Source organism: Luteococcus peritonei, assembly GCF_039526385.1.
Taxonomy (GTDB): domain Bacteria; phylum Actinomycetota; class Actinomycetes; order Propionibacteriales; family Propionibacteriaceae; genus Luteococcus; species Luteococcus peritonei.
Window position 1 is genome coordinate 216,016 of the sequence record NZ_BAAAIX010000009.1, and the last position, 11,885, is coordinate 227,900.

General features: G+C 71.3%; 13 protein-coding genes. 7 read left to right on the top strand and 6 right to left on the bottom strand.

What is annotated here, in order from left to right:
- Positions 1–34 precede the first annotated feature (34 nt).
- Positions 35–670: an HAD family hydrolase gene (locus ABD073_RS04815; RefSeq protein WP_343872743.1), complete on the bottom strand. Its 636-nt coding sequence runs from the start codon at positions 668–670 to the stop codon at positions 35–37.
- 69 nt (positions 671–739) lie between these two features.
- Here ABD073_RS04815 and ABD073_RS04820 point away from each other — a divergent pair, with 69 nt between their 5' ends.
- From ABD073_RS04820 to ABD073_RS04835, 4 genes are all read left to right on the top strand, one after another.
- Positions 740–1,543: an SRPBCC domain-containing protein gene (locus ABD073_RS04820; RefSeq protein ID WP_343872744.1), complete on the top strand. Its 804-nt coding sequence runs from the start codon at positions 740–742 to the stop codon at positions 1,541–1,543.
- A gap of 178 nt (positions 1,544–1,721) precedes the next feature.
- Positions 1,722–3,086, top strand: coding sequence for an LssY C-terminal domain-containing protein (locus tag ABD073_RS04825; protein WP_343872746.1), 1,365 nt, complete (start codon positions 1,722–1,724; stop codon positions 3,084–3,086).
- An 89-nt stretch (positions 3,087–3,175) separates the two neighbouring features.
- Entirely contained in the window at positions 3,176–3,496 is a 321-nt protein-coding gene (locus tag ABD073_RS04830; RefSeq protein ID WP_343872747.1) for a DMT family transporter, read from the top strand.
- 103 nt (positions 3,497–3,599) lie between these two features.
- Positions 3,600–4,811, top strand: a complete 1,212-nt coding sequence (locus ABD073_RS04835) for an MFS transporter (protein WP_343872748.1) — start codon at positions 3,600–3,602, stop codon at positions 4,809–4,811.
- Positions 4,812–5,006: 195 nt separating this feature from the next.
- Here ABD073_RS04835 and ABD073_RS04840 read toward each other — a convergent pair whose 3' ends face one another.
- Positions 5,007–5,186, bottom strand: coding sequence for a hypothetical protein (locus ABD073_RS04840; protein ID WP_343872749.1), 180 nt, complete (start codon positions 5,184–5,186; stop codon positions 5,007–5,009).
- Positions 5,187–5,390: 204 nt separating this feature from the next.
- On the opposite strand from ABD073_RS04840, the gene ABD073_RS04845 reads away from it, so the two are divergent.
- Together ABD073_RS04845 and ABD073_RS04850 are read left to right on the top strand one after the other, a co-directional pair.
- On the top strand, positions 5,391–5,678 hold the full coding sequence (locus ABD073_RS04845) for a DUF1905 domain-containing protein (protein WP_343872750.1): 288 nt from the start codon (positions 5,391–5,393) through the stop codon (positions 5,676–5,678).
- A 42-nt stretch (positions 5,679–5,720) separates the two neighbouring features.
- On the top strand, positions 5,721–6,263 hold the full coding sequence (locus tag ABD073_RS04850; protein ID WP_343872751.1) for a GNAT family N-acetyltransferase: 543 nt from the start codon (positions 5,721–5,723) through the stop codon (positions 6,261–6,263).
- A 3-nt stretch (positions 6,264–6,266) separates the two neighbouring features.
- Here the strand turns inward: ABD073_RS04850 and ABD073_RS04855 are convergent, their stop codons facing one another.
- A complete protein-coding gene (locus ABD073_RS04855) occupies positions 6,267–6,923 on the bottom strand; it encodes a DUF2461 domain-containing protein (protein ID WP_343872753.1) in 657 nt (218 codons plus the stop codon).
- Positions 6,924–7,077: 154 nt separating this feature from the next.
- On the opposite strand from ABD073_RS04855, the gene ABD073_RS04860 reads away from it, so the two are divergent.
- The gene (locus ABD073_RS04860; RefSeq protein ID WP_343872755.1) at positions 7,078–7,782 is read left to right on the top strand and encodes a DUF1345 domain-containing protein; all 705 of its coding nucleotides are present in this window, start codon (positions 7,078–7,080) and stop codon (positions 7,780–7,782) included.
- 79 nt (positions 7,783–7,861) lie between these two features.
- Here the strand turns inward: ABD073_RS04860 and ABD073_RS04865 are convergent, their stop codons facing one another.
- The 3 genes from ABD073_RS04865 to ABD073_RS04875 form a co-directional block, all read right to left on the bottom strand.
- On the bottom strand, positions 7,862–10,075 hold the full coding sequence (locus tag ABD073_RS04865; protein WP_343872756.1) for a catalase: 2,214 nt from the start codon (positions 10,073–10,075) through the stop codon (positions 7,862–7,864).
- A 63-nt stretch (positions 10,076–10,138) separates the two neighbouring features.
- A complete protein-coding gene (locus tag ABD073_RS04870; RefSeq protein ID WP_343872758.1) occupies positions 10,139–11,056 on the bottom strand; it encodes an EamA family transporter in 918 nt (305 codons plus the stop codon).
- A 252-nt stretch (positions 11,057–11,308) separates the two neighbouring features.
- Positions 11,309–11,767, bottom strand: a complete 459-nt coding sequence (locus tag ABD073_RS04875) for an SRPBCC family protein (protein ID WP_343872759.1) — start codon at positions 11,765–11,767, stop codon at positions 11,309–11,311.
- Positions 11,768–11,885: the final 118 nt, after the last annotated feature.

Here is an 11,885-nt window from a genome sequence, read left to right on the forward strand (position 1 = left end):
CCGGGCAGGCCTCGGCGAGCTGCCCCGAGCTCTCTCAGAGCAGGTCCAGCACCTGGCGCAGGTCGTCGATGCGAGAGGCGTGGTCGTGGGTCTGGTGCCCGCCGGTGAAGTGCGCGAAGCGGGTGCCCAGCGCCTCGGCGATCTCGTGGTCGTGGTTGGTGTCGCCCACCATCAGCACCTGGTCGGGCCGCCAGGGTTGGCGGCCCAGCCAGCCGGCCACCACCGCCTGCTTCGACGGGTTGAGCGCGTCCTCGGAGCCCAGCACCTCGTCGAGCAGCACCCTCACCGGGTGCGGCTCCAGCTGGCGGTGCAGGGCGGCGGTCACGGTGGCGCTGATCAGCACCTGCGCCAGCCCGCGCTCCCGGACCGCGCCCAGCACCTCCACGGCGTGTGCCTGCAGTCGAACCTGGGCCAGGTGGCCAGGGAAGAGCTCGACGTAACGGTGTGAGGCGGCGCGGAAGTGCTCGTCGGTGACGAAGCCGAGCCGGGTGTAGAAGTCGCGGATCGGGAAGCCGAAACCGGCGCGGTAGGCCTGGCGGTCGGCCAGCTCCGGGCGGTCGAACTCGGCCAGCACCTGGTTGGTGGTGGCCATCCCGGCGTCCACGTCGTCGAGCAGGGTGCCGTTCCAGTCCCAGACGACGGCGCGGATCGAGTTGGCAGGCCAGGGCATCCGGAAAGCCTAGCCACCAGATGGTCGCGGCGGGCACACTCGATGTGTCCGCACCGTCGAAGGAGAACAGTGCACTTCCTGCTGTCGGTCCACCACACCGGCGTCGGCGCCTCCGGCTCCGGCCAGGAGCTGGTGCTGGCCCGCGTCAACGCCTTCAACGACCGACTGCTCGCCGCGGGGGTCTTCCTCTACAGCGGCGCCCTGCAGGCTCCCGCAGGATCCCTGCTGGTGGACGCCACGCATGCCCAGCCGACGGTGACCGCAGGCACCGCGATATCCGGCAGCACCCAGCCCGCCGGGTTCTGGGTGATCGACGTGGCCGACCAGGACGAGGCGGTCGACTGGGCCCGCGGCGCCTCGGTGGCCACCGGGCGCGTGGTGGAGGTGCGACGCGTGGACTACGGCATCGAGGACGAGCCGGCCGACGAGATCGAGCCGCTGGCACTGGACCAGATGCCGGTGGGTGCCACCGCCGTCTCCCGCCGCGTGGTGCGCGCCCCGATCGAGGAGGTCTGGCGCGCCTGGACCCGTGCCGAGCTGATGCGCGACTGGTTCAGCCCGACGCCGGACAGCCCCAGCCACGTGGAGGTGGACGCCCGCCCGGGCGGCCACTACCGGGCGCTGATGGCCGGCTTCTTCGTGCACGGCACCTACTTCCAGGTGCAGCAGCCGCACGCCCTGGCCTTCAGCTGGCAGTGGGAGCACGAGCCGCACGTGCCGGAGAGCACCGTGCACGTCGAGCTGAGCCCGGTGGACGAGGGCACGCTGGTGGTCATCACGCACACCGGCTTCACCACCGAGGACGACGGAGAGGGCCATCGCGAGGGCTGGAACCTGAGCCTGCACCGGCTGGGTGTGCTGCTCGACCGCTGAGGCCGCGGCACCGGGCGCCTAGCACCCGATGGTCCCTCGGGGCTGTGCCTGCGAAACCGGAGCTGGCAGCTGGCGGGCCCCCGCGTCGTGCGCCTCGGACCCTGCTCCCCTGAGATCTCCCGGAACCGTCCCGCGGGCGTGGTCGGGAGCTGTCCGAGGCGTCGGGCACCATGGAGGCATGAGTTCCCTGCGCTACCCGGTGCCGCCCCGGCCGCCCCGGTACGTGCACCCGCCCAACAAGGTGCGGGCCCGCGGGGGATTCCCGCTCTTCCAGCTGGTGGCCGCCGTCTTCGTGCTGCTGGCCCTGGGCCTGGCCTTCTGGCTGGCCGCGATCCTGCTGGCCTATGCCCTGCGCGGCAACGTCGCCGGCATCGGCTACCTGCTGCTCTTCTGGGCGGTGACCGCCTACCTGGCGCTGCCCCGGGTGCACCAGATCTTCACGCTGCTCTACCTGCCCGACTACTTCATCGGCCGCACCCGCACCGACGACGGCCTGCTGGGCGATGCCATCAACCTGGGCCTGGACGGTTCCGAGCGTGATGTCCACGTCGTGATGACCGAGGCCGGCTGGGTACGGGCCGACGAGCTGGACCTGCACTCGGCCTGGCAGATGGTGGTCTCGGCGGTGCTGCGACGCTCCTACCCGTCGGCGCCGGTCTCCGGGCTGCACCTGTTCGGTCGTCGCCACGACTTCGCCTACCAGCAGGAGGTGGACGGCAATCCCTCGCAGCGCCACCACGTGCGCTTCTGGCGGGTGCCCCAGGACTGGCTGCTGCCGGGCGGCTACGAGACGCAGTGGCTGGCGGCCGGCTCCTACGACCGCTCCGTGGGCTTCTCCATCTTCACCGGCCAGATCACCCACAAGATCGACGCCAACATCGACATCGAGCGCGACTACATCGTCGACACGGTGCGCTACGTGGACCCGGGCAGCCAGGTGCACGTGATCAAGGACTTCTCCACCTCCTACCACTCCCGCAACGGCGGCGGTGACCGGATCATCACCGACGGCGACCTGCCGATCCTCGACGTGACCGGCGCCGCGGAGCGCCTGGGACAGGGCGTCTCGACGGGCTCGACGGCCGCCCGCAAGCAGTTCACGCAGCACGCCGTGCCGCCGCCGTCGCTGCTGATCGGCGGCGCCCTGGTGGCGGCACGCGCGGTGCTGACCCTGACGGCCTGGATCTACGAGCGGATGGGTGGGCACGAGCCCACCGTCCTGGGCACGAACCTGAACCAGCTGGGTGTCACCGGCCTGCAGGACCTGGCCGCCATCCTGCTCTGGTGGTTCATCGTGGCCCGCAAGCGCGTCGCCTGGGTGGCGCTGATGGCCCTGGCCGTGGTCGACGCCTTCGGCCAGCTGATGGCTGCCGGCCGGCCGGAGAATGCCGGTTTCAGCTCCATGTTGGCGGCCGGGATCGCCGTGCTCACGGTGCTGACGGTCACGGCCAGCTCGGTGCGCGACTGGGTCTCGCGCGGCCGCGTCGACCCGCAGGTGCAGATCCCGGACGCCACCTGGCGCCCACACCTGCCCGGGCACTGAGCGTCGACGTCGCTGCTGTCCACTGACCAGGGAGGGGTTGGTCCCGGGGGGTGGGCAGCCCGTCCTCGCGACGTGAGAGGCTGGCCGGCATGGCATGGCTGATCCTGATCCTGTCCGGCACCTTCGAGGCCGTCTGGGCCACCGCCCTCGATCGCATCGAAGGGCTCAGCCGACCACTGCCCATCGTGGTCTTCCTGGCAGCGATGACCGTCTCCATGGTGGGCCTGGCCCACGGCATGCGCCAGATCCCGGTGGGAACCGCCTACGCCGTCTGGGTGGGCGTCGGCGCGGTCACCACGCTGGGCTGGTCGATGGCCACCGGCAACGAGTCGGTGAGCGTGGTGAAGATCCTGCTGGTGCTGGGGATCGTGGGCTGCGTCGCCGGGCTGAAGCTGGTGGGCGAGCACTGACGATGCGGCGCTGATCGGCTCCGGCGCGTAGTCTGGTGCCACAGGGGAACCGAGGACGCGTGTGAGGCCGGGGCGCGTCCCCCGACGTGAACCCTGGAGACGCATGACCACCACCCCCACGCCCCGCGCGGGCGCCGAGCACAGCCTGCTCAGCGCCGGCGGCCTGGCCTTCCTCGTCGCCGCCGCGCTCGGTCGGCTCCCCAGCTCCATGGTGCAGCTGGGCTACCTCATGGTGCTCAGTCAGGACGGCCGTGGCCTGGCGATCGGCGGGCTGGCCGTGGCCGCCGTCGGGCTCGGCACCGCCGCGGGCGCGCCCCTGGTGGGGCGGCTGGTGGACCGGCTGGGCCCGATCCCCGCCGTCGCCGGCGCCACCCTGGTCTCGCTGGCCGCCCAGACCGTCTTCCTCCTGCTGCTGATGGCCCATGCCCCCTCGCACTGGCTGCTGGCCGCCGGCTTCGTGGTGGGTGCTGCGAACCCGCAGATCGGGCCGGTGGCGCGCAGCCACTGGTCCCACCTGGCCGCCCGGCTGCGGGCCCCGCACCTGGTCAGCCGCGCCCTGGGCTACGAGGGTGCGGTGGACGAGGCCGGCTTCGTGGTGGGCCCGGTGCTCGCCGGGGCCCTGGTCTCGATGCTCGGGCCGGTGCCCTCCGCGATCGCCATCCTGGCGCTGACCGCCGGCCTGCAGGGGCTGTTCGTGCTCTACCTGCTGCGCCATCGCGACGACTGGCGCCGCCAGCCCAGCACCGAGCAGGAGCGTGCGCACTCCTCGCTGGGCTACGGGGTGCTGCTGCCGATGCTGGGCTGTCTGGGCGTGGGCATCCTCTTCGGCGCCACCCAGACCGGTCTGACGGCCCTGTTCAACCTGCGCGGTACGCCGGGCGTGACGGGCCTGGTCTACGGCTGCGTCGGCGTCGGCTCGGGTCTGGCCAGCCTGTTGGCCGGGCGCCTGGGCGAGCGGGTCGCTGTCCCGCTACGGGTCTTCTCCGGCGCGCTGCTGATGGCGCTCGGGGCGCTGGCGCTGGGCATGCTCCCCGGAGCCGCGCCGGCCAGTGTCGTGGCCGTGGTGATGGGCTCGGGCGCCGGCATCACGCTGGTGAGCTGCTTCGCCTGGATGGAGCGGATCGCCCCGCGCGACCGGATGGCCACCATGATGACGGTGCTGGCCACCTGCTTGACGCTCGGCGTCAGCGGCGGCGCCGCGGTGGCCGGCCGTCTGGCCGCCGACCCCTCACACAGCTTCTGGCCCGTCCACGGCTCGGCGATGCTCGCCCTGCTGGCCGCCGTCGGGATGTGGCTCTCGAGCCGCCGCAACTGACCCCTGGGAAGCCGGCTGCTCTGCCGCACGATGCGCCGCGGTCCCCGGCGCCGGCGCCACCCCCGGAAAACGACCGCTCGATGGCGGGGCCCGAAAGGCCGCTCGCCGCCTGCCCGGCAGGGGCAGACGGCGAGCGGTCGATTTCCGGGGTCCGGGGCGGCAGGGGTGGTGTCCACCCCGGACCGGCTGGTGGGCTCAGGCCTCGCTGGTGCGCGCGGCCAGCCAGGGGCGATCGGCGCGGACGATGCCGCGAGTCAGCCCCGCGACGTTCTCACGGTCGAGGAAGAGCTTGCCGCGGGCGGTGCCGACGTAGTCGTGCTCGTCGACGGCGACCTGCTCGCGGGTGACGAAGTTGTAGCGGTCGTTCGTGGTCATGCGGAAACTCCTTCCGGCACGGCGAACCGTGCCCGGGGTGACGTCATCGTGGATTGCCGTGGGCGGGCAGCTGCCGGGATTTCCTCCCGGGCCCGCACTCCGCGGCCATGTGGTCTAACCACATCTGCGGCCATCATATTCCCCATGCCCCGGAGAAGATCCTGAGAACGCCGGCGCCGCCGCAGCCGGCCGTAGGCTCCTGGCATGGAACTGGACTTCAGCGGACCGGTCTGGGAGTGGCGCGGTCCGGCACCCTTCCACTTCGTGACCGTGCCCGCCGAGCAGGCCGAGCAGGTGGCCGAGGTGGCCGGCGCGGTCAGCTACGGCTGGGGCATGGTCCCCGGGCGGCTGCGGATCGGCGGCACCGACTTCGCCACCTCGCTGTGGCCCAAGGACGGCGGCTATGTCGTGCCGCTCAAGGATGCGGTGCGCCGGGCCGAGGGGATCGAGCTGGGCGACATGGTGCACATCCGGCTGGTCCTGGACCTCTGAAATTCGCTCGACCGTCCCGGGCGGCCGCCCTAGCGTGGGGCCATGATCACGCTCCGCCGTCTCGACCCCACGGGGGCAGACCGGGAGGCCCTGGTGGACTTTCTGTGCAGCAATGACTTTCCCTTCCATGTCGGCACCCGGCTGGACCGCGCGGAGGCCGCGCGTCGCGTGGACTCCGGCGCCTGGGGCGACGAGGAGAACACCAGCTTCTGGCTGGACCACGACGAGCTGGGCACGGTCGGGGTGATCCGGCTGGAGGACCTCGCGGACCCCACTCCGATGTTCGACCTGCGGCTGGCCAACCGCTTCCGCGGCCGGGGCCTCGGTGCCCAGGCGCTGCGTGCCGCCACGGACCATGTCTTCACCACCATGGAGGCCGACCGCTTCGAGGGCTGCACCCGGGTGGACAACATCGGGATGCGTCGCACCTTCGCCGCCTGCGGCTGGGTCAAGGAGGCGCACTTCCGACGCGGCTGGCCGGTGACCGGCGCGGAGAGCGTCGACGCGGTCAACTACTCAATCCTGCGCTCCGACTGGAGCTCCGGATGCACCACCCCGGTGGCCTTCGACGACCTGGGCTACTGACCCTCAGCGACGACCACGCGGAGCCTCGGAGTTGCCGACGTAGGTCTCCAGCCAGTCCACCAGGTCGCGCAGCTCGTCCCAGCCGTCGTTGACGTATTCGGCGGCCTCCGGGGTGCTCGTCCAGCCCGGCTCACCCAGCCGGAGATTCAGCGACAAGGCCTTGCGGCGCAACAGGTCCATCCGTGGCGCGTCCGGGTCGACGCCGCGGGGCCGGGTCTTGAGCTGCTCGCCCTCCACCACGTACCCGGCCTCCACCAGCTCGCGCAGGATCGCCTCCAGCTGCACCCCGGTGGCGTCATTGGCCACCGCGGAGCGGAAGCGGGAGAGCTGGTCGCCGGCCATCCACCACTGGCCGCCGGCCAGCAGGAAGCCGCCGGAGTCCACCTGCAGGTACCAGCCGTTGTGGGCCGAGCGCTGCACGTAGAGGCCCTGGTGGGTCTTGTAGGGCGTCTTGTCGAGGCTGAAGCGCACGTCGCGGTAGGGGCGGAAGACCTTGGGCTCGCCGAAGGCGGGCGCGACCTCCTCACCGAGTTCCACGAAGGGCCGCCGCACCGAGGACTCGTAGCGCTGCTTGTTCGCCAGCCACCATTCCCGTGAGTTGTTGGCTTCGAGCTCTGCGTAGAAGGCGACGGCGTCGCGCGGGATCCCGGTGAAGGCCATGGGCCCAGCCTAGGTGGAGCCGTCGCGCCCGCTTCCCCGGAAATGTGCCCCTCGAGGTCAGGTTCCCGCGTCATCCCCGCAGGCGGGGCCGCGGCGTCGGGAATCGAGCGGTCGATTTCCGGGGACGGCCCGCAGCTGTGCCAAGGTGTGGCGCGTGACTACCGGTTCTCGTCTCCTGCGACACCTCGCCCACGACTCCTGGCGTGGCGCCTGGGCCTCTGCTGCGGGGCTGCTGGCGGGCCTGGTGCTCTCCCTGGTGCTCTTCCGCACGCTGCCCGGGCTGAGCCGGCTGCAGCTCCGGGGGCTGGTGCCCTGCCTGCTGGGCAGCGGCTTCTTCGCGGCCTACACCGCGATGACGTGGAAGGTCTTCGCGCCACTGGACTCCGGGCGCTTCGCCGAGGTGGTCACCGAGTCGGGCCGCCGCCGCAATCCGCGCATGGACACGTGGCTGGGCCTCGACGCGATGAGCTGGGTCACCTCGGCTGCCCTGATGGCGCTGGTCTGCGTGATCGGCGTGCTGCTGGAGCCGGAGCTGAGCCGCTCCGTGCCCCTGCTGCTGCTGGCCGTCTGCCTGGTGGTGCTGGCCTGGTTCTCCATGCTGGTGGGCACCGCGGTGCTGCTGGCCAGACTCGACGTCGACCATGCCGCCCTCGGTTTCCCCGGTGAGGCGCGTGGGCGGGTCTTCCAGGACTACGTCTACGTGGCGGCCCAGCTGCTGGCCACCTTCGCCACCTCCGTTGTCGAGGTGCTGACCACGCCCGCCCGTCGCGCCGTCACGGTGGTCACGGTGGCGGCGCTGGTCTACAACACCGTCGTGGTGGCGCTGCTGGTCTCCGGGGTGCTGGGGCTGGCCGGCTGAGAGCCTCCCGGCCAGCACCGGGTGGTCCGGGCATGGAACAGGGGGCAGGACCGGTGCGGTCCTGCCCCCTGTCGGTCGGCTACTTCTTGGGCTTCTTGCCCGCGCCGGGCTGCGGCTTGGGATCAGCAGCATCGGCCGGGACGTCGGCGGTGGCCGGGTTGGCCGCCACGTCGCGCTCCCAGTGACGCAGCCGACCGAAGGCTTCCGCGGCCGCCGTGGCGTCGGCCAGCGGCACCCATCCCGCGTCGGGCGTGACGCCGACGGCATCGGCCAGCAGCTGGCCGGCCTCGGTGAGACCGATGATCTTGAAGTTGGCGTGGGCCTCGGTGACGAAGTCGCGCGCCTCCGGAACCTGGGCCAGTTCGGTGGCACCGTCCTCGGTCACCAGCAGGGCGACCGCGTCGTAGAGGGCGGCCTTGACGCCCTTCACGAACTGCCCGCCGGGCTGCTTGCTGCCGTCGGAGAGAGTGACACCGCCGATCTTCGGGGTGATCACCTCCACCTGGCCGCCCACACCGGTCACCGCATCCACCAGTGCGGCCAGCTGCGCGGCATCGGCCCCGTCGCTGACCAGCAGGCCGAGCTTGCGGCCCTTGAAGGAGGCCGGGCCGTTCTTCAGGATGCTCAGCGCATCGGAGGGGTCCAGGTCCTTGCGCGGCTCCACCTGGGTGGCGGCCTTCTCCGGCAGCTCCATGCCCAGGCCGGTGGCCACGCGCTGGGCCAGGTCCTCGTCCACATTGCGCAGGTTGCCGAGCATGCGGGTGCGGATCTGCGGCACCTCGCACTTGGACAGCTCGAAGGTGAAGGCGTCGACGATGTGCTGCTGCTCCACCGGGGTCTGCGAGATCCAGAACTGGTAGGGCTGCGAGTAGTGGTCGGCGAAGCTCTCCGCGCGGGCGCGGTGGTTGGTGCCGCTCACCTGCTCGGGCAGCGGCTGGTAGCCGAGCGAGGGATTCTCGCGCGGGCCCTTGTCCTCGCCGCTCCACGAGTTGGGCTCGTAGCTGGCGCGGCCGGTGTGCACCGTGGTCTGCATGTGGCCGTCGCGGTGCTGGTTCATGATGGGCGCGCGGGCCGCGTTCACCGGGATCTGGGTGAAGTTGGTGGAGCCCAGGCGCTTCAGCTGGGTGTCCAGGTAGCTGAAGTTGCGGCCCTGCAGCAGCGGGTCGTTGGAGAAGTCGATGCCCTGCACGACGTTCTGCGTCATGAAGGCCACCTGCTCGGTCTCGTCGAAGTGGTTGTCGACGGCCCGGTTCAGGGTCATGCGGCCGATCGGGCGGACCGGCACGAGCTCCTCGGGGATGATCTTCGTGGCATCCAGCACGTCGAAGTCGAAGGAGTCCGCGAACTCGTCGTCGAAGACCTGCACGCCCAGCTCCCACTGCGGGAAGTCACCGGCCTGGATGGCGTCCCACAGGTCGCGACGGTGGAAGTCGGGGTCGGCGCCGTTGATGCTGACCGCCTCCGGCCAGGTCACCGACTGCAGGCCCTGCAGCGGCTTCCAGTGGAACTTCACGAAGTGGGCGCGGCCCTCGGCGTTGACGAAGCGGTAGGAGTGGACGCCGAAGCCCTCCATGGTGCGGAAGGAGCGCGGGATGGCGCGGTCGCTCATGGCCCAGATCAGGGTGTGGGTGGTCTCCGGGGAGAGGGAGACGAAGTCCCAGAAGTTGTCGTGGGCGCTCTGCGCCTGCGGGAAGCCGCGGTCGGGCGCCTCCTTGACGGCGTGGATCAGGTCGGGGAACTTGATGGCGTCCTGGACGAAGAAGACCGGGATGTTGTTGCCCACCAGGTCCCAGTTGCCCTCCTGGGTGTAGAACTTCACGGCGAAGCCGCGCACGTCGCGGGCCAGGTCGAAGGAGCCCTTGTTGCCGGCGACGGTGGAGAAGCGCACGAAGACCTCGGTCTTCTCCCCGGCGCGCGCGAAGATGTCCGCGGCGGTGATGTCGGACAGCGACTCGTAGGTCTCGAAGATGCCGTGCGCACCGGTGCCGCGTGCGTGCACCACACGCTCCGGGATGCGCTCGTGGTCGAAGTGGAAGAGCTTGTCGCGGAAGACCTGGTCCTGCAGCAGCGCGGGGCCGCGCAGGCCGGCGGTGATGGTGTTCTGGTTGTTGGCGACCGGGTGCCCCTGCTCGTCGGTCAGCGTCTGCGAGCGCTCGTCGGTCTGCTGATGGCGGTCGCCGCCGGGGCCGAAGGGGTCATCAGGGCGCACCTGGTTGTCCGGGGCGGGCTGTGCCGGGTACTTGGGCGCCGGCGCGAACTTCTCGGGCTTCTTGGAGCTGTCTGCCGTAGTCATGTGCCCAAAATAGGGTCAGGTGGAGGGCGGGGAAAACGCCCTTGGGGGTGATCTGGCCGCTGGTCACAGGCCGGGCGGCTCGGTGTGCGGGGTGGGATCGGGCCGGTCCACGCGACGGCGCAGCAGCCGGTTGCCGACCCCCAGCGCCAGCAGCACGCCGGTGACCGTGATGGCGGCACCGAGCAGACCGGCCGGGGTGGGACGCTCCCCGTTGTAGAGCCACGCCGCGACCGCGCCCACCACCGGCACGAACATCGACCAGGGCGCGACGGTGGCCGCGGAATGCCTGCTCAGCAAAAGGTTCCACAGGCCGTAGCCCACCATCGAGGCGCCATAGGCGACGAAGGCGACCCCGATCGCGGAGCGCAGGCTGACGTGCGCCAGCGCGTCCAGGTTGGCCTGCAGGCCGTCGAAGGCCACCGAGGCCAGGAAGAGCGGGACGGGCGGCACCAGCGCTGACCAGACCACCAGGGAGAAGCCGGTGCGCGGCGGGTGGCGCCGGGTGATGACATTGCCGGTGGCCCAGGAGGCTGCCGCGGCGATGGTCATCAGGAAGGGCCACGCGGGGGCATGGGCGATGTGCTGGGCGCCGACCACGGCCATCCCGACGATGCCCAGCAGGATGCCGGCCACCTGCGTGGTGGTGGGCTTCTCGCGCAGCACCAGGGCGGCGATCACCACGGTGAACAGGGTCTGCACCTGCAGCACCAGCGAGGCCAGGCCGGCAGGCATCCCCAGCCGCATGCCGGTGTACAGCAGGCCGAACTGCAGCCCGCCCATGAAGGCGCCCGAGAGTACGACGGGCCAGATCCCCATCCGCGGCGGCTTGACCAGGAAGACGGCGGGCAGCGCCACCAGGGTGAAGCGAACGGCGCTGAGCAGCAGCGGTGGCAGCGACTCCATGCCGATCGCGGCGGCCACGAAGTTGACGCCCCAGATCAGGATGACGACGGCCGCCAGGCCCATGTCTCGACGGGGCATCGCTCTCCTCGGCTGCTTGCGTGCTCGGTTCGGCCTGCTGTTCCGGGTGTCGGCGCCGGCGGGGCCACTGTTTCATCCGTCGCCTCGGGCGCCGTGGGGAAGCCGCGTGCTGAGATCCCCGGAAATCGACCACTCGATCGCCGCGGTGCCGACTCGCGCGGCGGCGGTCTGTCGGGGGTGGCTCGCCGAGTGGTCGATTTCCGGGGGGGTGGCGTGGGGCAGAGCGACGGCCTCGGCGGTGCCCGGCCGGGCTCAGCCCCGTTCGGCCAAGGCCTTGAGCTGGGCCAGCCCCTTCTCGAAGTCGGGGCCCATCAGCCGGTCCATGCTCCAGACCTTGCCCAGCACCGACATCAGCGCGTTCTGCTGGCCGGTCATCTGCCAGCCGACGGTGGTGCGGCCGCCGGCCTCGGTGAGGGTGAAGGTGCTGGTGGAGCTGGAGCGGAAGGGCTTGACGAAGCTGACGTCCACCACCACCTCGGCCGGGGTGGAGGAGATGACGTGCATGCTGCCCTGACCGGCCTTCTTGTTGCCCTGCCAGGCGTAGCGGGCGCCCTCGCCACGCTCCGAGCCGGAGTAGGTGCGCTCCAGCTCGGCGTCCAGTCCCTCCCAGGGCGACCAGGAGCGCCAGGCGCGCAGGTCCTCGATCAGGGCGTGCACGCGGTCGGCGGGGGCGCCGATGACGGTGGAACGGCTGACGGTGTAGCTGCCCATGGCTGGCCTCTCGGTCGGGTGGCATCAGCCTAGGCCCCGGAAATCGACCGCTCGATGCAAGCGGTGCCCGGGCAGCCCGCCTGGACCGGACACGGGGTTCTGGTCGAGGGGTGCATTT

Excerpts from the sequence above, each read along its gene's own strand:
- ABD073_RS04815 (WP_343872743.1), bottom strand. The coding sequence starts at position 670 with ATGCCCTGGCCTGCCAACTCGATCCGCGCCGTCGTCTGGGACTGGAAC.
- ABD073_RS04825 (WP_343872746.1), top strand. The coding sequence starts at position 1,722 with ATGAGTTCCCTGCGCTACCCGGTGCCGCCCCGGCCGCCCCGGTACGTG.
- ABD073_RS04830 (WP_343872747.1), top strand. The coding sequence starts at position 3,176 with ATGGCATGGCTGATCCTGATCCTGTCCGGCACCTTCGAGGCCGTCTGG.
- ABD073_RS04835 (WP_343872748.1), top strand. The coding sequence starts at position 3,600 with ATGACCACCACCCCCACGCCCCGCGCGGGCGCCGAGCACAGCCTGCTC.
- ABD073_RS04840 (WP_343872749.1), bottom strand. The coding sequence starts at position 5,186 with ATGACCACGAACGACCGCTACAACTTCGTCACCCGCGAGCAGGTCGCC.
- ABD073_RS04845 (WP_343872750.1), top strand. The coding sequence starts at position 5,391 with ATGGAACTGGACTTCAGCGGACCGGTCTGGGAGTGGCGCGGTCCGGCA.
- ABD073_RS04850 (WP_343872751.1), top strand. The coding sequence starts at position 5,721 with ATGATCACGCTCCGCCGTCTCGACCCCACGGGGGCAGACCGGGAGGCC.
- ABD073_RS04855 (WP_343872753.1), bottom strand. The coding sequence starts at position 6,923 with ATGGCCTTCACCGGGATCCCGCGCGACGCCGTCGCCTTCTACGCAGAG.
- ABD073_RS04865 (WP_343872756.1), bottom strand. The coding sequence starts at position 10,075 with ATGACTACGGCAGACAGCTCCAAGAAGCCCGAGAAGTTCGCGCCGGCG.
- ABD073_RS04870 (WP_343872758.1), bottom strand. The coding sequence starts at position 11,056 with ATGCCCCGTCGAGACATGGGCCTGGCGGCCGTCGTCATCCTGATCTGG.
- ABD073_RS04875 (WP_343872759.1), bottom strand. The coding sequence starts at position 11,767 with ATGGGCAGCTACACCGTCAGCCGTTCCACCGTCATCGGCGCCCCCGCC.